Source organism: Robiginitomaculum antarcticum DSM 21748 (genome assembly GCF_000365025.1).
Classification (GTDB): domain Bacteria; phylum Pseudomonadota; class Alphaproteobacteria; order Caulobacterales; family Maricaulaceae; genus Robiginitomaculum; species Robiginitomaculum antarcticum.
This window is the reverse complement of sequence record NZ_KB823011.1, coordinates 1,057,697-1,080,122: the sequence shown is the minus strand read 5'-3', so window position 1 is coordinate 1,080,122 and position 22,426 is coordinate 1,057,697. Positions and strand designations below refer to the sequence as shown.

Below are 22,426 nucleotides of genomic sequence, written 5' to 3'. Positions count from 1 at the left end.
AAATATGCGCGATAGTGTCCTATACGTATATTGCAGCAAACCGTTTGCATCATAAGAGGAGATCACATGTCAGATAAAGTTTGGGACATTAATGACGAAGGGACAGACCGCTGTCCGGTTATGCATCAGGACCGCGCCCATCGTGCGTCAGGAACCATTTCAAATCAGCATTGGTGGCCTGAGCGTCTCAATGTAAAAATGCTACATCAAAACGCGCCTGCGGGTGATCCCATGGGTGAAGATTTTGATTATGCCAGCGCGTTTTTAACCGTTGATCTTGATGCGCTGGCCCGTGACGTCGACGCATTGATGACCGACAGTCAGGACTGGTGGCCAGCTGATTATGGACATTATGGCGGCTTCTTTATTCGTATGGCGTGGCACAGCGCCGGAACATACCGCATTCAAGACGGCCGCGGCGGGGCAGGCTCGGGATCGCAGCGTTTTGCCCCGCTCAATAGCTGGCCCGATAACGGAAATCTGGACAAAGCCCGCCGCTTATTATGGCCCATCAAACAAAAATACGGCCGCGCATTATCATGGGCTGATCTGATGATTTTTGCCGGAAACCGCGCGCTGGAAACCATGGGCTTTAAGACCTTTGGATTCGCCGGTGGCCGCGAAGATATTTGGGAGCCGGAAGAAGACATCTATTGGGGTCCCGAAACAGAATGGCTGGCCACGAAAGATGAACGCTATTCCGGAGAGCGTGATATGGAAAATCCTCTGGCGGCTGTGCAAATGGGCCTGATCTATGTGAATCCCGAAGGCCCGAACGGCAATCCCGATCCGCTAAAATCCGCTTATGACATTCGTGATACTTTCGCGCGTATGGCGATGAATGACGAAGAGACTGTCGCTTTAACGGCGGGCGGCCACACATTTGGTAAAACGCATGGCGCAGCAGAGCCTGATAAATATGTCGGGTCAGAACCTGAAGGCGCAACGATGGCCGAACAGGGTCTGGGCTGGGCGCAAAGTTTTGGCTCCGGTAAGGCCTCGGAAATGACAACCAGCGGCCTTGAAGGTCCCTGGACGACCAATCCAACGCAGTGGGATAATGGCTATTATGACGCCTTGCTGAACAATGAATGGGAGCTGACCAAGAGCCCTGCCGGAGCGCAGCAATGGAAAATCAAAGGCGATGCCGTTCCGACCGCGCCAGACCCAAGCGATCCAACCAAGCGTCAGAACCTGATGATGTCTACCGCCGATATGGCGATGAAAATGGATCCGGATTATCGCAAAATTTCCGAGCGGTTCCATAAAAACCCGGATCAGCTTGCGGATGCTTTTGCGCGGGCATGGTATAAATTGACCCATCGCGATATGGGCCCGATTGACCGCTATCTGGGATCTATGGTGCCGTCCGAAGAATTGATCTGGCAGGATCCTGTGCCCAAAGGCGGAGCGGTGTTGAGTGATTCCGATATTGCGTCATTGAAAACCACGCTTTTATCATCGGGACTTTCAGTGGCTGACCTTGTGTCCACGGCATGGGCCTCTGCGTCCACATTCCGTGGCTCCGATAAGCGCGGCGGCGCTAATGGTGCGCGCATTCGTCTGGCTCCCCAGAAAAACTGGGAGGTCAATGATCCGCAAAACCTCGCCCGTATTCTGAGTGTTCTTGAGGGGGTCAAAACTGATTTTGCTGCAGACGTGTCTCTCGCCGACCTGATCGTTTTAGGCGGCTGCGCAGCTGTTGAAAAAGCGGCCAGAGACGGCGGATTTGACATTTCGGTGCCCTTCACACCGGGGCGCACCGACGCTACGGATGAGATGACAGATACTGACGCTTTTGAGTGTCTAGAGCCTAAAACTGATGGGTTTCGCAACTATCTGGGTGATGATCCGGTTCGCCGGGCCGAGGACAGTCTTGTTGACCGTGCGCAGCTGCTGACGTTAACCGCGCCGGAAATGACCGTGCTGGTTGGCGGCCTTCGGGTGCTGGGCGCAAATCATGGCGACTCCAAACATGGCGTTTTAACAAACCGGGTTGGGACGCTTAGCAATGACTTTTTTGTCAATCTGCTGAATATGAGAACCGTATGGTATCCAACCAGCAAAGGCGAGAACCTGTTTGAGTCCAAAGACCGCGCAAGCGGCAAGGTCAAATGGACCGGTACGCGCAATGATCTGGTGTTTGGATCCAACTCTATCTTGCGCGCTGTCGCCGAAGTCTATGCGTGCGATGATGCCAAAGAGAAATTTGTCACAGATTTTGTGGCTGCATGGGACAAAGTCATGATGGCGGACCGTTTCGACGTGAAATAGTGGAGCGGTTTCCAAATCAAAAAAGCCCCGCTTGTCGGGGCTTTCTTATGGGTGGATTAAAAACCTGTCGATTGCGTTGTGAAATTTAAAGCCGCAAAATCATCATGGACTGCGTAGCCTCGACCTTTTGTAGCCGCCCTAAAAAGCTCATGCCGAGCAAGGACACCGATAATCCCTCGGGAATGACTAATGCTTCAACATCGCGGATCGTCACCGCGCCGACACTGACGCTTTTAAGAAGTATGCGCGCCGCAAAGACTTGACCATTTGCGGTGCTGACCGGAACGTCGAATGTCATATTGCGGACATTATGTCCGGCGCGCAGCGCGTCACCGGGCGTGAGGGCGACAACAGATGCGCCTGTATCGATCAGAAATTTTATAGTCGCTGAATTGGCGCGTGCGTCAGTCCAAAACTGACCGTCGGGAGATTTGAGAATTGAAACAACGGAGCTGCTATATATTGTCGGCTGCGTCAGAATCTGGATTTGCGGCGGTGCTGTTTGCGTCGCAGCTTCGTCTATAGTTGGCGCAGGGCCGTCAGGCGAACTTGCCATAAAGTCTTGGAATCTTTCGTTGCCGTTGAGGGTATAGGCGGCCACGCCTATGCAGGCCATCATTATCAAACTGTCTCGCGCGAGGTTGCTCATAAATTTGGTTTAGGCCTAGAACGTTTATGGGATGTGAAGAGCGGTAAACTTTTGGTGAACAGTCCGCCGCGCGCTATACATGCACTTTACGCGCTGTGTGGAAACGCTAGAAGGCGGTATGACCGACCCCATTCAAGACGGCGCGCCATTTGATGATATTCGCGCTTTGATTAACAGTGTTCCGCCGCGCGATAATGATTGTGCTGAACAGCTCGAAACGGCTTTGGGCCATGACCCGCTACGCTTTTTGGGCGATTTATCTGCGCCTGTGACATGGCTTGCGGGATGGCAGGGAACATTGCGTCCGGACATTACCCGTCCACTTGTTGCTGTTTTTGTCGGCAGTCACGGCGTGGCACAACGCGTTTTAGACACTGATCCGGCGGCGGGCGCTGCGGCGCGGGTCAAGCTGCTCACCGAAGGTCCGGCCAGCGTGCGCAGCCTTGCCGCAACGGCCGAGGCCGCGTTCAAGATTTTTGAATTGGGTACTGAAGTGCCGTGCGCCGATATGACGGAAGGCCCGTCTCTGTCAGAGCGCGACTGCGCCGCAGCCATCGCCTTTGGCATGGAAGTTGTGGCCGAAGGCGCAGATGTTCTGGTGCTGGGCAATGCCGGATATGGCGCAGCAACAGCGGCGGCGGCCGTCGCGCGCGGACTCTATGGCGGACAAACTGAATACTGGGCCGGCGGGAGCGCCGACATTGCGCCCAAACGTATTGCGGCGGTCTCGGCAGCAACGAAACTGCATTCTGATCATTTGACTGACCCACTGGAGATTCTCGCCCGTATGGGTGGGCGCGATATTTCCGGTATGGTCGGCGCGCTGCTGGCGGCGCGACATCAACATATTCCGGTTTTACTCGACGGCTTTGTCTGCTGCACAGCGGCAGCGATTTTGCACCATATCAATCCCGACGCCATTGCGAATTGCTATGCGGCCCACGCCACGCGTGAACCCGGACACAAAGCGCTTTTGGAGCGTATCGGTAAGCCGCCATTTCTTGATTTGGGGATTGGTGTTGGTGACGGCTCCGGCGCTATTCTCGCTATGGGTATGTTGCAATCCGCTTGCCGCGCTGCCACAACTATGGCGGATGGGCAAAACTTCTCGTAAAGCAATGAAAATCGCTGGTGATTTTGCGCTGCACTCTCGTTATAGCGCATTATAATTTTTGATTTCATGCGGAGTCAGCATGTTTGTTTTTGATCACCCTTCCTTCGATGACCATGAAGGCGTTCACGCCTTCGCCGATCCGGCCAGCGGACTAAAAGCGATTGTCGCCATTCACAGCACAGCCCGCGGCCCGGCATCCGGTGGATGCCGACTTTGGTCCTACGTCAGTGAAGACGCCGCTATTGACGATGTGCTGCGCTTGTCCAAAGGGATGAGCTATAAAAATGCCATGGCCAATCTGGATTTGGGCGGGGGCAAGGCTGTTATTATTAAACCCGAAGGTGAATTTAACCGTACGGCACTTTTTACGGCCTTCGGCAAATTTATTGACCAGCTTGGCGGGCGGTATATCACGGCCGAAGATGTCGGCGTTTCTCCGGCGGATATGGAAATTATCCACGCCCAAACCCCTTATGTGGCCGGATTAAATAGCGGCGAAGCTGCCTCTGGAGACCCGTCCCCCATTACGGCGGAAGGCGTTTATCGCGGCATGCGCGCGGCGGTGCAGCATAGGCTGGGTCGCGACGGTCTCAACGGCTTAACTGTCGCTGTACAGGGCATTGGTCATGTCGGCTATGCATTGTGTGAGCATGTGCACAAAGCCGGCGCCCGGCTGATTGTTACAGACATCAACACTGAAGCCTTGCAGAAAGCGCGCGATGAGCTGGGCGCTGTTATTGTCGCGCCCAATGACATTTACCGCCAACAGGCCGACATATTTGCGCCTTGCGCGCTGGGCCGTGCAATCAATCCCGATACTCTGCCACAGCTGAAGGTTAAAATTGTCGCTGGCGCAGCCAATAACCAGCTTAGCACGCCGGAAATGGGCGCTGCGTTACACCGCAATAATATCTTGTTCGCACCGGATTACGTCATCAATGCCGGCGGGATCATCAATATTGCCTCGGAAATCTCCGGCACATATGATCCGGCATGGGTGGCCTCAAAACTTGATGAGCTTGAAGCGACGACGCGTGATGTTTTTGCCAAAGCCGAACGGGCCAAGCGGCCGACCAATGAAATCGCTGATGACATGGCGCGCCAGCGCTTGGGTCGCGCCTGATTTAATCAATAGAGACACAGGGCGTTAAACGGTTAAAAGCCCATAAGGGCTTAATATGACTGAATTCCTTTCGCAGATGAATTGGACGGCATTTCTTGCCGCCATGTTGATTGTCGAGCTAACGCCCGGCCCGAATATGGGCTGGCTTGCGACATTGTCTGCCCAATATGGGCGCAAGATTGGTCTGACCGCCGTATTAGGGGTAGCGCTGGGGCTGGCTTTGCAAATCGTTGCTGCGGCGACGGGGCTCTCGACAGTGATCAATAGCTTCCCGGTCGCCTATCAATTTATACGCTGGGCAGGCGTGGTATTCATGCTATATCTGGCATGGGAAGCGTTCTCTGACTCCGGTATATCCTCGCCCGTCAAAGGTCTGTCCTCAAAAGGCTTTCTGCGCGGTTTCATCGCCAATGTTTTAAATCCGAAAGCACTGGTGTTTTACATTGCGGTGGTCGGTCAATTTGCGACCCCCTCCATCGGAAGCCTGTGGTGGCAAATCCTTATTTTGGGTAGCATCCATTTATTGGTTGCGACTGTCATCCACATTGCAATCGTCATGACAGCGTCCAGTTTTGGCGGAGCGTTTGAGAAATGGCGTAAATCGCTTTGGGCGCGGCTTATATTTTCGGTATCTCTCATTGCCATAGCGATCTGGATAGCCGTTACGACGGCATAAATATGTAAACGCTTTTAGGATGTGGACCAAAGGGCAAGATTAGCCGCGCTCAGCGATCAGACTGTAAGACCATCGGTTATGTCTTGCGCAACCCGGCTGCGTGTCGCGCATTATATATAGAGTACACCCTTTATTTTAAGGCACGAGCATGACCAAACGACTTCACAGATATATCGCCTCTACCGTTTCCATATGCATTCTTGTGGCGTGCTCTTCGGCGCAACCCGCGCCGGTATCCATCGGATACGGAGCCACACCGGTTTTGCCGAAGCCGGAGAGTAAATTGATCCCGACTGTTAACGTTGCCGATGCCAAAGGCTGGCCCGCGGGGCAGACGCCTATAGCCGCAACCGGTTTGACGGTGAATGCTTTTGCGTCCGGTCTGGACCATCCCAGATGGCTATATGTGCTTCCAAATGGCGATGTGCTAGTGGCCGAAAGTAATGCCCCGAAACGTCCTGATGACGGAAACGGGATAAAAGGCTTTTTCATGAAACGTTATATGGAGAAGGCCGGAGCCGGCGTGCCCAGCGCGAACCGCATCAGCCTGCTGCGTGATACAAATGGCGACGGGATTGCCGATGAAAAGACAGCTTATCTGACGGGCCTGCATTCACCCTTCGGCATGGCATTGGTCGACGACACGCTTTTCGTTGCCAATACGGATGGCATTGTCAGCTTTCCCTATAACTCCGCTGCAAAACAAATTACGGCAAACGCCACGCCTATTACTGATTTGCCCGCTGGAGACATTAATCATCACTGGACCAAAAATATTATTGCCTCACCGGACGGCAAAAAGCTCTACGCTACGGTCGGTTCGAACAGCAATATTGCTGAAAACGGCCTTGCAGCTGAGCAGGGCCGCGCCGCAATCTGGGAAGTCGACATTGCCACAGGCTATAAGCGGCTATTTGCGGCGGGTTTGCGCAATCCGAACGGTCTGGCTTGGAATCCTGATAATGGCGAGCTATGGACGGCAGTGAATGAGCGTGACGAACTCGGCGATAATCTGGTGCCGGACTATGTGACGACGGTGAAAGACGGCGCATTTTATGGCTGGCCGTGGAGCTATTATGGGCAAACCGTCGACACGCGGGTGACACCTGCTAATCCGCAAATGGTTGCGCGCGCCATTTCGCCGGATTACGCCTTGGGATCGCATACGGCCTCATTAGGAATTGCCTTTGCCGAGGATGAAACGCTAGGCGCAGATTATTCAAACGGACTGTTTGTCGGCCAGCACGGCTCATGGAACCGCAAGCCCCGCAGCGGCTATAAAGTGATATTCATTCCTTTCACCGCAGGCAGTCCATCAGGTGAGCCGGTAGATATTTTATCCGGCTTTGTGGCCGGTGATACGGCCATGGGCCGTCCTGTCGATGTTGGTTTTGCCAAAGACGGCGCGCTTCTGGTCACAGACGACGTCGGAAATATTATCTGGAGAGTCACTGCCAAATAAGGACCATATTTTCTCTCGCGCTATCTTGCAATTAGTGGATAATGCCAGCATGATAGCGCTGTCATTTACACGCTAGACGCCGAAACAGGCGCGGCGAACGGGGAGAGAATTGGTGAGCAATCGCGTACGCATGGGGATGGTGGGCGGCGGACCGGGCGCCTTTATCGGGGCGATCCACAGATTTGCCGCGCGTCTGGACGGCGAGATCGAACTGGTCTGCGGCGCGTTTTCATCTTCAGCTGAAAAATCCAAATCCATGGCGGAAGAGCTGAGCCTTGATCCGGCGCGATGCTATGCATCATATTCCGACATGATGGCGGGTGAGGCGGCGCTGCCCCAATCCCAACGCATGGAATTTGTCTCAATCGTGACGCCTAATCATATGCATTTCCCGGTCGCCAAAGCAGCGCTGCAGGCGGGCTTTGCTGTGCTGTCGGACAAGCCTGCAACGCTGGACGTCAAAGAGGCCAGGGCGCTTCGCAAAATCGTTGAAAAATCCGGGAAAGCTTACGGTCTGACCCATACCTATCTGGGCTATCCGCTGGTCGGTGAGGCGCGCGGTATTATCGAGGCGGGCGGTATCGGCGAAGTGCGCAAAGTTTATGTCGAATATATCCAAGGCTGGCTGGCCACGCCGATTGAGACGAAACAGGCCGATTGGCGCACTGATCCTAAGCGCTCGGGCGGATCAGGCTGTATGGGCGATATCGGAACACACGCGCATAATCTGGCCGAATTTATGACAGGCAAGCGCATGACGCATGTCGCGGCGGATCTAACGACATTTGTCGAGGGCCGCCGTCTTGATGATGACGGGTCATGCCTGTTCCGAATGGAAGATGGCGTGAAGGGGACATTATCTGCCAGCCAAATTTGCGTCGGTAAAGAGAACAGCCTGTCCATCCGGATTTACGGTGAGATCGGCGGGCTGGAATGGCGGCAGGAAGAACCTAATACGCTGATCCGCACATATGCCGATCGTCCGACAGAAATACTACGCGCCGCGCAGGGCTATTTGTCTGAGGGCGCGCAGGATGGGTTTCGCACACCGCCGGGCCATCCCGAAGGTTATCTGGAAGCTTTTGCCAATGTCTATTTGGACTTTGCGCGCGCGCTACGCAGCGGTGGCGGAGTAGTCACAGGGATAGAGGGCGGCGTGCGCGGCATGGCTTTTGTCGAGGCGCTGCTCAAGTCCTCGGCTAAACATTCAAAATGGGTGGAAATCAAATGAAAACGATGAAGGGTCCGGCCATTTTTCTGGCGCAATTTATGGGCGATGCGCCGTTCGATACGATGGAAAATGCCTGTCGCTGGATGGCCGGCGCGGGCTATAAGGGCGTGCAGATCCCGACCGATAATCCATTATGTATGGATTTGAAGCTGGCCGCTGAAAGCCAGGATTATTGCGACGAGCTTAAGGGCAGTTGCGCGCAGTGGGGCGTCGAGATCACAGAATTATCCACCCATATTCAAGGGCAACTTGTGGCCGTCCATCCGGCCTATGACACGGCTTTTGACGCCTTTGCGCCCAAAGAGCTTCACGGCAAACCTGACGAGCGCCAAAAATGGGCGGTGCAGCAGGTCAAATATGCCGCCAAAGCGAGCCAACATCTCGGCCTGACGCAATCCGTATCCTTTTCCGGCGCTCTGGTCTGGCCCTTTATGTATCCATGGCCGCAACGCCCTGCAGGACTGGTTGAAGAAGGGTTTGAGGAATTGGCGCGCCGCTGGCGGCCCATACTGGATTATTACGACGAATGCGGCGTTGATATTTGCTATGAAATCCATCCGGGCGAAGACCTGCATGACGGGGCGACATTCGAGCGCTTCTTAGAACTGGTGGACAATCATCCGCGCTGCAATATTCTTTATGATCCGTCTCATTTTATCCTGCAGCAGCTGGATTATTTGCAATATATCGACCTCTATCACGAGCGCATCAAGATGTTTCACGTCAAAGATGCCGAGTTTCGTCCAAACGGGCGGGCCGGCGTATATGGCGGCTATCTCCCGTGGGTCGACCGTCCGGGGCGGTTCAGATCTCTGGGCGACGGACAGATTGATTTCAAAGCCATTTTTTCAAAGCTCGCCGCCTATGATTTTGACGGCTGGGCCGTTGTCGAATGGGAATGCGCGCTCAAACACAATCAGGACGGCGCGCGCGAAGGTGCACAATTCGTCGCGGATCACATTATTCGCGTGACCGACAAAGCCTTTGACGACTTTGCCGGAGGCGCCGCCGATAAAGCCACCAACCGCAAAATGTTGGGGCTGGACTAAATAAAAGAAACACAGGGGAGAGTAAACATGGCAACAGATACAATGGATATGAAGCACGGGATAAACCCCGACCGCTTGTTCCTACTTAGCTGTATATCATTGATCGTAACGGCAATGACATTTGCGATCCGTGCCGGTATTCTAGGCCAGCTTAATGAGACCATAGGGCTTACAGATACAGAACTCGGCTTTGTAAATGCTATGGCATTTTTAGGCTTTCCTTTAGCCATGGTACTTTTAGGTTATCTTTACACCCAGCTTGGCCCAAGATTAATCATGATCCTGGCTTTTGCAGGACACTTACTGGGCCTTATTTTAACGATGGCCGCCAGTGGGTTTTTAGGACTCTTGGTCTCTACTTTCTTCATTGGGTTTGCAAATGGCAGTGTTGAAGCGGCATGTAATCCGATGATCGCCGATATGTATAAGAACAATAAATCTACTATGCTGAACCGTTTCCACGTTTGGTTTCCGGGCGGAATAGTTATTGGCGCTGTTATCGCTTATATTATGGGCACCAAGCTAGATATGAGCTGGCAATCGCAAATCGGAATCATGCTCATTCCTACCGCAATTTATGGTTATATGATTTTTACAACTCAGTTCCCCGAAAGAATTAAAAGCTCACCTGTTAATGTATTTACATTGCTCATGCTGATTGCCGTTATGGCGCTGCTGGCGCTTTTCGCATTGGTGAATTTGTCTCCAGCGCTGGCCTTCATTAAGACAGTAGGCGGTAAACTTGCTGTTCTGGCAATTGTTTTCGTCTTGCTTGCTGTGTTGCTGCGGCAGCGCGGCAACAGCTGGCGTGATGTCATCTTGCTCTTCGTCATGATGGCTTTGATGACGCTGACGACCACATCAGAGCTAGGTACGCAGCAATGGGTTGAGCGTATTTTGGGGAGCACAGGCGCAAGCTCCATGTTAGTTTTAGCCATGGTGACAGGATTGATGGCTGTTGGCCGATTCTTTGCCGGACCTGTAATCCATGCACTTAACCCTGTCGGTGTCTTGCTTATGTCAGCGGTTGTGACGAGCGCAGGATTGTTCCTAATGAGCATAGCGACAGGTGGAATGATCTATCTGGCCGCAATCGTATTTGCGATTGGGGTCTGCTACTTCTGGCCGACAATGGTCGGTTTTGTGTCCGAATATATTCCGCGCTCAGGCGCGTTAGGTATGTCGCTTCTGGGTGCCTCGGGCATGTTCGCCCTCACATTTTGGAATCCCGTCATTGGCGGCTGGATTGACGCTGCGCGAAAGCAAGCCAATGCGGCAGGCGTGACAGGCGACGCAGCGGAAGTTGTTGCGGGACAAACCGCAATGTCGAATCTGGCATTGTTCCCGCTTATCCTAATTCTAGCCTTTGTAGTGCTGTTTGTAATGCGCAAGCAGGTTGCGGCGGGAGCGGGCGAGCATGTTGCGCTAACGAAGACTTACGAACCTTAAAGCTCGCTGACCATCATCACGGCGCGCCCGCGAATAGTATGTGCGCCGATGGGAGATGATATAGACGGGCCGCGCAGGGGCGCGGTCTCTACAACAGAGCCGCCGCCGGATATGCGTCGCAATATGGGCACGCCGCCGGTCTGCGCGATCAAAGCCACATCTCCGTCTTTAAGTGTGGCGCTTCCGATGTCGATGACTGTCAGGCTGCCTAACGGGGCGAGCGCATTCATCTGGATATCAGCGAGGGGCAGGGCAATGGGGCGGGCAGCATCGACGCCTATCGGTAAATAGCGTCTTATGGGTGAGGTCGCGAGAGCTGCAAACCGCTCCGGCCAATCCAGAACGGGAACCTGCATGAGTGGAAGCGTATTCAAGGGCCGTGCAGGCGGTGGTCCATCCTCAAAAAAACTTGAGGGCGTCAGACCTAATGCGGAGGCTAATTTGATCACGGCGGCGCGGCGGGGGGCATGTGCACCGCGCTCCCAACTGGCGATTGTGGGCTGGCTCACGTCGCAAAGTCCGGCAAGCTGCGCCTGTGACAGGGCATGTTCAAGGCGGGCGGCGCGAAGAATATCTCCAAATTTTCGTGCCATAATCAATCCTATCCTAAAATTATTAGTAAAACCTATTAAATATCAGATAATATTGAAAGCCTTATCCGTATAAAATCAGCAATTTAGCCTGTAAATTCATCGAATCGTGGACAGAATAGTGATTTATGAACGTAGACTGAAGGGTTTCAATAAAAACTATTACAATTTTATAACAAATTTTTTTATAGATTTAGGTTGAAATACTAATAACAAATGTTACCTCTAAGACATGGAAACGCTTTCCATCGAAATTTAATCGTCACGCCTTGGGGCGGGGCCGATAACCAAAAGAGGTTCACATGACTGGTGACTATTGTACAAAAGACGGTGCCCTTCGCATCAAAGAAAAAATCGAAGCTTATTGGGCTGAACGCGGTAAAGATGTTAAAGTCGACCTCGTACCCGGCGGCTTTCTGGCATCTATGCGCTCTGCGCGCACCGATGTTCGTTCAAATATGGTGAACGGTGTACCGTCAAGTAATTCAGAAAACTTTGCTTAATCTCTCTTTAGGGTCCTCTCTCTCTCTTTAGACCCTATTTAAGCAAAGACTGTAAGGCGGATGGGATCTCGCGAAATTTTCGCAAGATCACGTCCGCCTTTAGTGATTCTATGGCCACCGCACTGTATCCATAGCTCATCAATATACATGTGGCTCCGGCGTTTCGCGCCGCGCCTGCGTCAGGTGGACTATCGCCGATAACGACAATGGGCCGCGTCGCGCGGTGTCCACAGGCCGCATATATATGGGCCGCGTCCGGCTTTTTGGCGTCCGGTTCATCTCCGCCAATCACTGTGTCAAAATACAGGCTCATATCAAGCGCCTCTAAAAGCGGACGCGCCAGCCAGCCCGGCTTATTTGTCGCAACTGACAAGTCAAACCCGCGCCGTTTCAAGACGGCCAGCGTTTCTTCGACTCCGTCGAAGGGTCTGGATAATTGTGCAATATCCTGACTGTAGAGTGTTAGAAACTCGGCCTGCATATCATCAACTTCACTGTCCGGCACAACCACGCAGGCATCGCTCAGCGCTTTTGTGATGAGCGCCCGCGCGCCAAACCCGATCAGATTTCGAATCCTGTTATAATTAACAGCCTTGACGCCGTGCCGCGCCACAACTGTATCCAGAACGCGCACCAGATCAGGAGCGGTGTCGACCAGTGTTCCGTCAAGGTCGAAGACAAGGGAGGCCCGGCTCATTTAATCGCCTTTGAAAATGTCACACTTATGTCTCCGCAGTTTAATGACTATATGGAAGCAAAGCGGTGGCCGATGCAAATAAATCCCTTTATAGACACGGGGAAATGCGTTGATAGCGCGATCTGATACTAAAACCATGAAGCGGGTCTTATGAGTAAACACAAGCAACGCGCAGCGATTATTCTTGCGGCCGGTAAATCCACACGAATGAAATCCGCGCGCTCTAAGGTATTGCATAATGTTGGCGGCCGTTCATTGCTAGCATGGGTGGCTGATCTGGCCCGTCAGGCCGGGGCAGATAAAGTCGTCTGCGTCGTGGGCGAGCATAATAATGATGTCCGCGCCGCGGCTGAAACGTTGGGTCTGGATATTGCCGTGCAAGAGCCGCAACACGGCACAGGCCATGCCGTACTTTGCGCCAAAGGTGCGATGGGTGATTTTGACGGTGATATGATTGTGCTGTGCGCAGACGCGCCGCTGATCCGCGCGCAAACCTTGGCTGATGTGTTTGCCGCATTGGATGACGGGGCCGATATTGCTGTTCTGGGGTTCATCCCGGATGACGCAGGCGCTTATGGCCGCTTGGTGACTCAAGATGGGGATCTGCTCAAGATAGTTGAGGCCAAAGAGGCCAGCGACGAAGAGCTAGCGGTTAATCTATGCAATAGCGGTATCATGGCAGGCAATGCCGCGATCATGTTTGACGCCTTGTCCAAAGTCACAAACGACAATGTTAAAGGGGAATATTATCTCACCGACGTGGTCGAAATTGGCCGCAGCGCGGGACATAAAATTGCTGCCGTGACCGCCGCCGACCCGGACGAAGTTGTCGGCGTTAATTCCCGCACCGATTTGGCCATCGCCGAAACGTCATTTCAACGCCGTAAGCGCGCCGCGATTATGGATAATGGCGTCACATTGCGCGATCCCGAGACGACCTATTTTTGCTATGATACACAGATTGAATCAGACGCAGAAATCGGCGCCAATGTTGTGTTTGGCCCGAATGTCACAATTGCGTCCGGCGCGGTAATTCACCCTTTCTGTCATATTGAAGGCACGCAGATCGGCGAGAACGCCCAAATTGGTCCTTTTGCGCGCTTGCGCCCCGGCACGGTGATGGGCGAGGGCTCAAAGGCCGGCAACTTTGTCGAGACGAAGAAATCGATCATCGGCAAGGGCAGCAAGATCAACCATCTGTCTTATATCGGTGATGCCGAAGTCGGCGAAGGCGCGAATATCGGCGCGGGCACAATCACCTGTAATTATGACGGCTATAACAAACATAAAACCATTATCGGGGACGGGGTCTTTGTCGGCTCCAACAGCTCACTTGTCGCGCCAGTGACATTGGGCGCAGGAGCTTACCTCGGCTCCGGCGGGGTTATTACCAAAGATGTCCCCGTAGATGCGCTGGCTGTTGCCCGCGCGGTGCAAGTGAACAAAGAGGGCTGGGCGAAGCGTTACCGAACGGCCCAAGACGCCCGTAAAAAATCTAAATCCTAAGAGAGAACAGATGAGCCAAGCTAAACAAAATGCTGCCCACGCCGCACTGGAACTTGTCGAAGACGGCATGACCTTGGGGCTGGGATCGGGATCGACAGCAGAGTTGTTCATAGCTTTGCTCGGCAAACAAATCCGGCAAGGTATGAGCCTGCGCGGCGTCCCGACCTCTGAGGCGACGGCGGATTGTGCGCGCCAGCATAATGTGCCTTTGATAGAACCGGACAAGGTGGACCGCATCCATTTAACGGTAGACGGCGCAGATGAGGTTGATCCGGAGTTTAATCTGATTAAAGGCGGCGGCGCCTGCCTGCTGCGCGAGAAAATCATTGCCCATGCGTCTGACCGTATGGCCGTTATTGTTGACGCGTCTAAGATGAAAAAAAATCTGGGAGCTTTCCCCTTACCGGTGGAGGTTGATCCCTTTGGTATGGCGCTGACGGCAGAGAAAATCCTCCTCGCCTTGCAAGAGAGCAAGTGTCGCGGCACGGATACCACATTGCGCCAGAATAAGGCGGGGACCGGGCCGCTGATCACCGATGGCGGGCATTATATTCTCGATTGTAAATGCGAGCTCATCCCCGATCCTGCCCAGACGGCACAGTTGCTGAGCCAGATACCCGGCGTGATGGAACACGGACTTTTTATTGGCCTTGCCGCATACGTCATAGTAGGCGCGCCAGACCACGCAAAAATCATGGAAATCAAGGCGGCTTGAGCCGCCCTTGGCGCTAACTCCGCGCCCTGACACGAGATAGAGGAGGCCTTATGGCCAAGTATGACTACGACTTATTTGTTATTGGTGCAGGCTCTGGCGGCGTGCGCGCCGGGCGGCTGGCCGCTCAACTGGGAAAACGCGTAGCGGTGGCTGAAGAAAGCAAACCGGGCGGAACATGCGTTGTACGCGGCTGCGTTCCTAAGAAATTTCTGGTCTATGGCGCGGAGTTTGGCGGCGCGATCAAAGACGCGCAGAAATATGGCTGGACCGTGGGTAAAACGTCGTTTGATTGGAGAAGTTTGCGCGATTCCATACAAGCAGAGGTCAACCGCCTGTCCGGAATTTATGCAACCATGCTTGAGAAAAACGGCGCGGATTTGTTCAAAGAACGCGCTGAGATCAAGGATGCGCATACAGTTAAACTTAAAGACAGCGGTAAAACCATCACAGCCAAAACGATCCTTATCGCGGTTGGCGGACGTCCATGGATGCCTGACATCTCCGGTCACGAACACGCCATTATGTCAGATGATGCATTTCTTCTGGATCAATTGCCGGAGCGCGTCTTGATGATTGGCGGCGGCTATATAGCGTGCGAATTTGCCGGAATTTTTGCCGGCATGGACGTCGAAGTCACGCAGGTTTACCGGGGCGGGCGACTGCTTAATGGTTTTGACGCTGAGGTGCGCGACGCGGTTTTGGACGTGCAGCGCAATAACGGCATTGACGTGCGCTTCAATGCTTCACCCACGGAAATTAAAAAAACCAAAGGCGGCTATATTGTCACTTTTGATAACGGCACGAAAATCGGAACAGACCTGGTTTTCATGGCGACAGGGCGTAAGCCCCACACCACCGGGTTGGGCCTGGAAAATGCGGGCGTAAAGCTTGCGGATAACGGCGCGATTAAGGTTGATAAATACTCAAAAACATCGGTGAATAATATCTATGCTGTGGGCGATGTAACCGACCGTGTGAACTTAACCCCTGTCGCTATTCGCGAAGGCGCGGCTTTTGTTGAGACGGTCTTTAAAAATAATAAAACCGCTTATGACCATGATAATATTGCCAGTGCGGTCTTTACGCGCCCGCCTATCGGTGTGGTGGGTATGACTGAACATGACGCGCGGCAAAAACATGGAGAAGCCTTGACGGTTTACACGACCTCATTCCGCCCGATGAAAAATGTTTTAGCTGATAAATCGCAGCGCTGCTTTATGAAGCTCATCACAGTCGGTGAAGATGAGAAAGTCATCGGCATCCATATTGTCGGCGATGACAGCCCGGAGATTATTCAGGCGCTCGGTATTTGTGTGAAAGCGGGTTTGACCAAGACAGATTTTGATGAGACCTGCGCTGTTCACCCGACTCTGGCTGAAGAAATCGTGACGCTAAAGCCGCGCGAGCCAAACAAAACGACGATTGTGAGTTAGACGGATCTTGGCTGACCCAAGCTGAGAAAAATTTTCCACAAACGTGCCTTTTTATAGCCGCTAACGCAATTATTTGCTAAGACTGACGGCAGAAATTGATAATTTATGCATATGAAAATTGCTGAGCTGTAAATATGACAAAATGGACTCCTTCAAATTGGCGCAAACTCCCCGCCAAACATATTCCGACCGACTACCCGGATCTGGATAAATTGGCCGAGATTGAAGCGACGTTGTCAGGCTATCCGCCGCTGGTTTTTGCCGGTGAGGCGCGCCGTTTAAAGCAGCGCCTCGGCGCTGTCGCGCGCGGGGAAAGTTTCCTGCTGCAAGGCGGGGATTGCGCGGAGAGCTTCCGCGAGTTCCATCCCGATAATCTACGCGATATGTTCCGCGTTCTCATGCAGATGGCTGTCGTGTTGACTTATGGGGCGGGTAAGCCTGTTGTTAAAGTCGGCCGCATTGCCGGACAATTTGGCAAGCCGCGCAGCAGCGCTGTTGAAGTGCGTGATGGCGTAGAATTGCCCAGTTATCGCGGTGACAATATTAACGGTATGGATTTTAACGAAAAATCCCGCATTCCAAATCCCAAGCGCCTACTGAAAGCTTACGGGCAAAGCGCCTCGACGCTGAACCTGCTGCGCGCGTTTTCGACGGGCGGTTACGCCGATCTGCGCAATATTCATGACTGGACACTCGGCTTTGTGGCCGGATCCGAGCAAACGCGAAAATATCAAGAGGTTTGCGATAAAATCTCCGACGCGATGGAGTTTATGCAGGCCTGCGGCGTGACGGCGGAAACCACGCCGCAAATGTCTAGTACGGAACTTTATACTTCTCACGAGGGCCTATTGCTTGGATATGAGCAGGCTATGACCCGCATCGATAGTACGTCGGGACGGTGGTATGATACCTCTGCTCATTTACTCTGGATCGGCGATCGCACGCGCCAGCTTGACGGCGCCCATGTTGATTTTATGAGCGGCATTGAAAACCCGATCGCCATGAAATGCGGCCCGACAATGGAGCCGGATGATCTTCTGCGCTTATGTGACAAGCTTAACCCGGCTAATGAAGCAGGCCGCTTGACCCTGATTTGCCGATTTGGCCATGATAAAGTTGGACAGCATCTGCCAAATCTGGCCCGCGCAATCGAGCGGGCGGGGAAAACTGTTGTTTGGTCCTGTGACCCGATGCACGGCAATACGCTAAAGACGGCATCAGGCTATAAAACCCGCCCGTTTGACCGCATCATGGGTGAGGTCAAAAGCTTTATGGATGTACTGCATAGCGAGAATCTATGGCCGGGCGGCGTTCATTTTGAAATGACCGGCCAGAACGTCACCGAATGCATTGGCGGCGCGATTGCCGTGCGCGAAGAGGATCTCTCCTCACGCTATCATACGCATTGCGATCCGCGGCTGAATGCCGATCAGGCGCTCGAGCTGGCTTTTCTAATCAGTGAACAATTGCGCAGTTACCGCGTCGCTAACAGCGCGCGTCTGGCCAGCTAGCTGTAGTGCAAAGTTATAATCTAATTTGATAAAACGCACGATGGGACTTAAGTCGTCGAACATAAAAAAAGCCGCCCAAAATGGACGGCTTTTCAAAATACTAGAAACCCTAAAGGTCTTTAAGGCCAATAGACGGCTTGAACTGGGCAGATGTTTTCGCCTTGCTCATCATCATTTTTCCGGTGGCCGGATTGCGCATTTCGCGCGACGGACGGTGCTTGGCAATAAATTGACCAAAGCCGGGGATGGCAACGCCATTACCGTCTTTAAGCTCGCTGACGACAATATCGCAAAATGCATTTAGCGTTTCAGTGGCCGCAGCCTGCGTCATGTCACATTTGCTGGCGAGTGCGCCTACAAGTTCTTTTTTGTTCATCGTTATCTCCTTGAGAACCGTTTATGCGAATTTGCATAAACCTTAACCCTAGAGCGCCGTTGATTTGGTTAACAAAAGGTTAACGACTCCCATTTTATGGGCCTTTTGGACGATTATTTAGAAATTAAGGACAAATTACTTGTCATTTAACCGCCAAATCACCGTCTGCCACGTTATAAGGTGAGTCGGAACGGAAAGGCTATATGTGACACAGGAAAAGAAAATCAGGCTTGGAATCGTCGGTGCGGGGGTCTTTGGCGGCTATCATACCGGCAAAGTTGCGGCGCACAGAGACGCTGAATTGGTCGGGATTTACGATTCGGATCAGACGCGCTGCAAGGCTTCCGCAAGTCAATTCGGGTGTAAACCTTTCACGCGCCTCTCCAATCTCATTGCGCAAGTTGATGGTTTGATCATTGCCTGTTCCGCCAGCTTTCATGCCGATGCCGCACTCAGTGCGATCAAATCCGGCAAACATGTTCTGATCGAAAAGCCGATTGCGACGAACGCAAAAGATGGCCGCGCCATTGTCGAGGCTGCGAAGACGCATAATGTCATTTTGCAAATCGGGCATCAGGAACGTTTTGTCATGCAAGCGATTGGAATTGAAAAAGCGACAGAAAAACCGGTCTTCATTAAAGCTAAGCGTATGGGCCCGTTTTCTCCGCGCGGGACGGATGTGTCCGTGACATTGGATCTGATGACACATGATCTGGATATGGTCTTTTGGATTATGGGCGGCCCGGCGCAGCGTATTGACGGACAATCCATCGCCGTCCGGTCACAAACGCCGGACGCCGCGCAGGCCAGCTTATACTTTGATGGTGGCGCTAAAGCGGAGCTGGAAGCCAGCCGCGTTGAAGACGGCCGTGACCGGATGATGGAAATTCATTATCCCACGGGCGTGCTCAAGATTGATTTCGTTAATAAGACGTTCGAAGACACAACGGGATATGGATTTAACGCCGGCTTCGGTGATGACCCGCGCGCCGCTGACAGTCTTGGCGCGGGAACAGACGCCTTTATCACGGCGATAAAAACAAACAGCGCTCCGCCCGTAACAGGCGAGGATGGACTACTGGCCATGATGGCTGCGCTGGAGATAGACGGGGAGGTGTCATGAAACGCATTATCATAGGCTTATTAGTCGTTTTGTTAATAATCGGGATTGCTGCGGCTGTCATTAAAGGCCCGCAGGTCAAGCGGGCTTTAGCCGTTAAACATCTGTTTGATTATGACCGTATCGTCGCCAATTTCTCCAATATGGATAAGGTTTTTCCTGTCCAGCGCTACGCAGCCTCAGAGAATCCCCATGTCTGGGGCAAGACACCCGAAGACTTGCCAGAATTCGTCACTTTAGGCGGAGAGCAGGTTCGTCTGACGGACTGGTTAGAGGAGACAGACACAACCGCCTTCTTGGTTATTCGCGGCAATGATATTGTGTTCGAAGACTATTATAAAGGCACTCATGCTGATGACCGCCGCATTAGTTGGTCCATGAGCAAGAGCTTTGTCTCTGCTATATTCGGCACAGCGCTGGAGCGCGGCGAGATCAGCAGTCTGGACGATAAGGTCACGGATTATATACCGGAGATGGCTGATAGCGCATACAGCGATGCGACATTGCTTAATGTTCTGAATATGAGCTCGGGCGTCGGGTTTAACGAAGATTATATGGATCAGGACAGCGATATTAACCGTATGGGCCGCGCCATAGCGTGGGGCGACAGCATGGACGGCTTTTCGCGTTCTTTAAAGGTGCAGGACCGCGCGCCCGGCACGGCCCGTCATTATGTTTCTATTGATACCCATATACTGGGCATGGTTTTGCGCAGCGCGACGGGAGAAACCTTTCACGAGCTTTTTGAAACGCGGCTATGGTCTAAACTCGGCGCGTCCCATAGCGGCTATTACATCACGGATGAAGGCGGCGTCGCCTTTGTGCTTGGCGGGCTGAATATGACGACGCGCGATTATGCGCTGTTCGGCGCGCTATTTCGTGACGGCGGTAAATGGAACGGAGAGCAGGTTGTTCCGGCGGACTGGGTCGCGGCCAGCACGGCTAAATCCGCACCGTCGCCGGACATCGCAGATCCTTTCGACTATGGATATCAATGGTGGGTACCCGAAAATGCCGATGGTGATTTTTATGCCAACGGCATTTATGGGCAGACCATATATATCAATCCAAAGGCCAATATCGTAATTGTCAAAAACTCCGCCGACCGTGAGTTTACCGAAGCCGGCCCGCGCGGCATGTCCCCCAAACATGAAGGGGTTTTGGTCTCTCAGCAGATTTCGGAGCATTACAGCCGATAGACTCATCATTGCAGCTAATAATACGCGCAGTAAAGTCAGCGAAAGCTTGCCCCGCCTTATAAGAGTCTTAAATACAATTTATGACAACAACGCTAAAAATCGCATCTGCGCAACTCAACCCCACCGTGGGCGCATTGCAGGCCAATTTCGATAAGGCGGCAGCCGTCTATGCGCGCGCAAAAACAGACGGCGCAGATATTTTGGTGCTGCCTGAGCAATTTATTATCGGCTATCCGGCCGAGGATTTGGTTTTAAAGCCTGCTGCCGTCGAAGACTGCCGGGCTTTGGCAGAAGATTTCGCCAAGCTGACAGATGGCGGCCCGGCGGCAGTATTTAACCTGCCATGGCTGGACGGCGGGCGGCTTTATAATGCTGCGCTGTTTATGCGTGATGGCGCCATCACGGATGCCCGGTTTAAGCATCACCTTCCCAATTACGGCGTCTTTGATGAAGCCCGTCTGTTTTCGCGCGGCCCGCTGCCGCAACCTGTCGAGTTTAAAGGTGTAAAAATCGGCCTGCCGATCTGCGAAGATCTCTGGCAGGACGGCGTGGCCGCACATTTGAAAGACCAAGGCGCGGAATTATTAATATCGCCGAATGGATCGCCGTGGAGGCGCACCGCCCACGTTGAGCGCACGCAAGCACTGGGCGCCAAAGTGCATAATGAAGGTTTGCCGCTCATTTATGTCAATCAAATCGGCGGGCAGGACGAGCTGGTCTTTGACGGCTCATCTTGGTCAATGGAAGCGGATGGACGCGTCGTTCAAGCGCTGAAAAGCTTTGTCGAAGATTATGACATTGCAACTTGGGAGAAAGGCAAAGGCGGCTGGACGTGCACGTCGGCCAAGCTGGAAAAACAATTAAGCGGCGACGAGGCCGACTGGCGCGCCATGTGTCTGGGCCTGGGCGATTATGTCAATAAAAACGGCTTCAAACAGATCATATTAGGTCTGTCCGGCGGCATTGATAGCGCGGCCGTGGCGAGTATTGCCGCCGACGCCCTTGGCCCTGACCGGGTCTGGTGCGTGATGCTGCCTTATGACTATACCAGCTCGGATAGCTTGGAGGATGCCAAAGCCTGCGCGAGCCGTATTGGCTGCCGCTACGATATTATACCGATTTCGCCCGCTGTAACCGGGTTTATGGACATGCTTGGCCCGATGTTTGACGGCACGCAGCCCGGAACGGCAGAAGAAAATATACAGTCGCGCAGCCGCGCTGTGACCCTTATGGCTTTGTCGAATAAATTCGGCCCTATGTTGGTCACAACGGGTAATAAAAGCGAAATGGCAGTCGGATACGCTACCCTTTATGGGGATATGTGCGGGGGCTATAATCCGCTCAAAGACGTCTATAAAACCGAGGTCTTCCGGCTGGTAAAATGGCGCAATGCCCTTAACCCCGAGGACCTACTGGGAGGAGACAAACCCTGCCCGCAGCGGATCATCACCAAACCGCCGAGCGCCGAGCTTCGCCCTGATCAAAAAGACAGTGACAGCCTGCCGCCTTACGAGGTTCTGGACGATATTCTGATGGGATTGATTGAGCGCGAAGAGGCGGTAGAAACTGTCATTGCGCGCGGGCATGACCCGAAACTGGTTTCGCGTATTCAGAACCTGCTCTACATTAATGAATATAAGCGTAGACAGGCCCCGCCCGGCGTGAAAATCGGCAATAAAAATTTCGGGCGAGACCGCCGTTATCCGATTACAAATAAATACCGGGATCATATCCCGTTAGAAAGCTAGA

Annotated in this window: 20 protein-coding genes; 16 read left to right on the top strand and 4 right to left on the bottom strand. The window is 53.1% G+C overall.

The features are described 5' to 3' along the window. Nucleotides 1-66: 66 nt before the first annotated feature. Entirely contained in the window at nt 67-2,274 is a 2,208-nt protein-coding gene (katG, locus tag H142_RS0105150; RefSeq protein WP_017931037.1) for a catalase/peroxidase HPI, read from the top strand. Between the two features lie 85 nt (nt 2,275-2,359). Here katG and H142_RS16165 read toward each other — a convergent pair whose 3' ends face one another. Beyond that, nucleotides 2,360-2,923, bottom strand: a complete 564-nt coding sequence (locus tag H142_RS16165) for a TIGR02281 family clan AA aspartic protease (RefSeq protein ID WP_026147809.1) — start codon at nt 2,921-2,923, stop codon at nt 2,360-2,362. 118 nt (nt 2,924-3,041) lie between these two features. Between H142_RS16165 and H142_RS14415 the strand changes: the two genes are divergently transcribed. From H142_RS14415 to H142_RS0105110, 7 genes are all read left to right on the top strand, one after another. Beyond that, complete coding sequence (locus tag H142_RS14415) at nt 3,042-4,037, top strand: nicotinate-nucleotide--dimethylbenzimidazole phosphoribosyltransferase (protein WP_033315005.1); 996 nt, start codon at nt 3,042-3,044, stop codon at nt 4,035-4,037. Nucleotides 4,038-4,116: 79 nt separating this feature from the next. Continuing rightward, nucleotides 4,117-5,160 (top strand): Leu/Phe/Val dehydrogenase, encoded by a 1,044-nt coding sequence (locus H142_RS0105135; protein WP_017931034.1) that lies wholly within the window; start codon nt 4,117-4,119, stop codon nt 5,158-5,160. A 55-nt stretch (nt 5,161-5,215) separates the two neighbouring features. Beyond that, nucleotides 5,216-5,836, top strand: a complete 621-nt coding sequence (locus H142_RS0105130; RefSeq protein ID WP_017931033.1) for a LysE family translocator — start codon at nt 5,216-5,218, stop codon at nt 5,834-5,836. A 148-nt stretch (nt 5,837-5,984) separates the two neighbouring features. Continuing rightward, a complete protein-coding gene (locus tag H142_RS0105125; RefSeq protein ID WP_017931032.1) occupies nt 5,985-7,298 on the top strand; it encodes a PQQ-dependent sugar dehydrogenase in 1,314 nt (437 codons plus the stop codon). 136 nt (nt 7,299-7,434) lie between these two features. Further along, on the top strand, nt 7,435-8,529 hold the full coding sequence (locus H142_RS0105120; RefSeq protein WP_017931031.1) for a Gfo/Idh/MocA family protein: 1,095 nt from the start codon (nt 7,435-7,437) through the stop codon (nt 8,527-8,529). After that, on the top strand, nt 8,526-9,578 hold the full coding sequence (locus H142_RS0105115; RefSeq protein ID WP_017931030.1) for a sugar phosphate isomerase/epimerase family protein: 1,053 nt from the start codon (nt 8,526-8,528) through the stop codon (nt 9,576-9,578). Before H142_RS0105120 ends, H142_RS0105115 begins: the two co-directional genes overlap by 4 nt. Before the next feature lie 27 nt (nt 9,579-9,605). After that, entirely contained in the window at nt 9,606-11,027 is a 1,422-nt protein-coding gene (locus H142_RS0105110) for an MFS transporter (protein WP_017931029.1), read from the top strand. On the opposite strand, the gene H142_RS14410 is transcribed toward H142_RS0105110, so the two are convergent. Beyond that, nucleotides 11,024-11,620, bottom strand: coding sequence for a helix-turn-helix transcriptional regulator (locus H142_RS14410; RefSeq protein ID WP_017931028.1), 597 nt, complete (start codon nt 11,618-11,620; stop codon nt 11,024-11,026). The two genes, H142_RS0105110 and H142_RS14410, sit on opposite strands and share 4 nt — an antisense overlap. 299 nt (nt 11,621-11,919) lie before the next feature. On the opposite strand from H142_RS14410, the gene H142_RS0105100 reads away from it, so the two are divergent. Beyond that, complete coding sequence (locus tag H142_RS0105100; protein ID WP_017931027.1) at nt 11,920-12,120, top strand: hypothetical protein; 201 nt, start codon at nt 11,920-11,922, stop codon at nt 12,118-12,120. A 34-nt stretch (nt 12,121-12,154) separates the two neighbouring features. On the opposite strand, the gene H142_RS0105095 is transcribed toward H142_RS0105100, so the two are convergent. Further along, nucleotides 12,155-12,817 carry an HAD-IA family hydrolase gene (locus H142_RS0105095; protein WP_017931026.1) on the bottom strand — a complete coding sequence of 221 codons (663 nt, stop codon included), beginning with the start codon at nt 12,815-12,817 and terminating at the stop codon, nt 12,155-12,157. A 150-nt stretch (nt 12,818-12,967) separates the two neighbouring features. On the opposite strand from H142_RS0105095, the gene glmU reads away from it, so the two are divergent. The 4 genes from glmU (at nt 12,968) to H142_RS0105075 (ending at nt 17,982) form a co-directional block, all read left to right on the top strand. Beyond that, nucleotides 12,968-14,323 (top strand): bifunctional UDP-N-acetylglucosamine diphosphorylase/glucosamine-1-phosphate N-acetyltransferase GlmU, encoded by a 1,356-nt coding sequence (gene glmU / locus H142_RS0105090; RefSeq protein WP_017931025.1) that lies wholly within the window; start codon nt 12,968-12,970, stop codon nt 14,321-14,323. A 10-nt stretch (nt 14,324-14,333) separates the two neighbouring features. Continuing rightward, complete coding sequence (rpiA, locus tag H142_RS0105085; protein ID WP_017931024.1) at nt 14,334-15,038, top strand: ribose-5-phosphate isomerase RpiA; 705 nt, start codon at nt 14,334-14,336, stop codon at nt 15,036-15,038. Nucleotides 15,039-15,088: 50 nt separating this feature from the next. Further along, the gene (gene gor, locus H142_RS0105080) at nt 15,089-16,471 is read left to right on the top strand and encodes a glutathione-disulfide reductase (protein WP_017931023.1); all 1,383 of its coding nucleotides are present in this window, start codon (nt 15,089-15,091) and stop codon (nt 16,469-16,471) included. Nucleotides 16,472-16,605: 134 nt separating this feature from the next. Next, nucleotides 16,606-17,982 (top strand): class II 3-deoxy-7-phosphoheptulonate synthase, encoded by a 1,377-nt coding sequence (locus H142_RS0105075; RefSeq protein WP_017931022.1) that lies wholly within the window; start codon nt 16,606-16,608, stop codon nt 17,980-17,982. A 109-nt stretch (nt 17,983-18,091) separates the two neighbouring features. Here H142_RS0105075 and H142_RS0105070 read toward each other — a convergent pair whose 3' ends face one another. Continuing rightward, a complete protein-coding gene (locus tag H142_RS0105070) occupies nt 18,092-18,358 on the bottom strand; it encodes an HU family DNA-binding protein (protein WP_017931021.1) in 267 nt (88 codons plus the stop codon). A 205-nt stretch (nt 18,359-18,563) separates the two neighbouring features. On the opposite strand from H142_RS0105070, the gene H142_RS14405 reads away from it, so the two are divergent. The 3 genes from H142_RS14405 to H142_RS0105055 all read left to right on the top strand — a co-directional run bounded on the left by H142_RS14405 (nt 18,564) and on the right by H142_RS0105055 (nt 22,425). After that, nucleotides 18,564-19,481 carry a Gfo/Idh/MocA family protein gene (locus H142_RS14405; RefSeq protein ID WP_017931020.1) on the top strand — a complete coding sequence of 306 codons (918 nt, stop codon included), beginning with the start codon at nt 18,564-18,566 and terminating at the stop codon, nt 19,479-19,481. Further along, nucleotides 19,478-20,677 (top strand): serine hydrolase domain-containing protein, encoded by a 1,200-nt coding sequence (locus H142_RS0105060; protein WP_017931019.1) that lies wholly within the window; start codon nt 19,478-19,480, stop codon nt 20,675-20,677. The genes H142_RS14405 and H142_RS0105060 overlap by 4 nt, the downstream gene beginning before the upstream one ends. An 80-nt stretch (nt 20,678-20,757) precedes the next feature. Further along, nucleotides 20,758-22,425 (top strand): NAD+ synthase, encoded by a 1,668-nt coding sequence (locus H142_RS0105055; RefSeq protein ID WP_017931018.1) that lies wholly within the window; start codon nt 20,758-20,760, stop codon nt 22,423-22,425. Nucleotide 22,426: the final 1 nt, after the last annotated feature.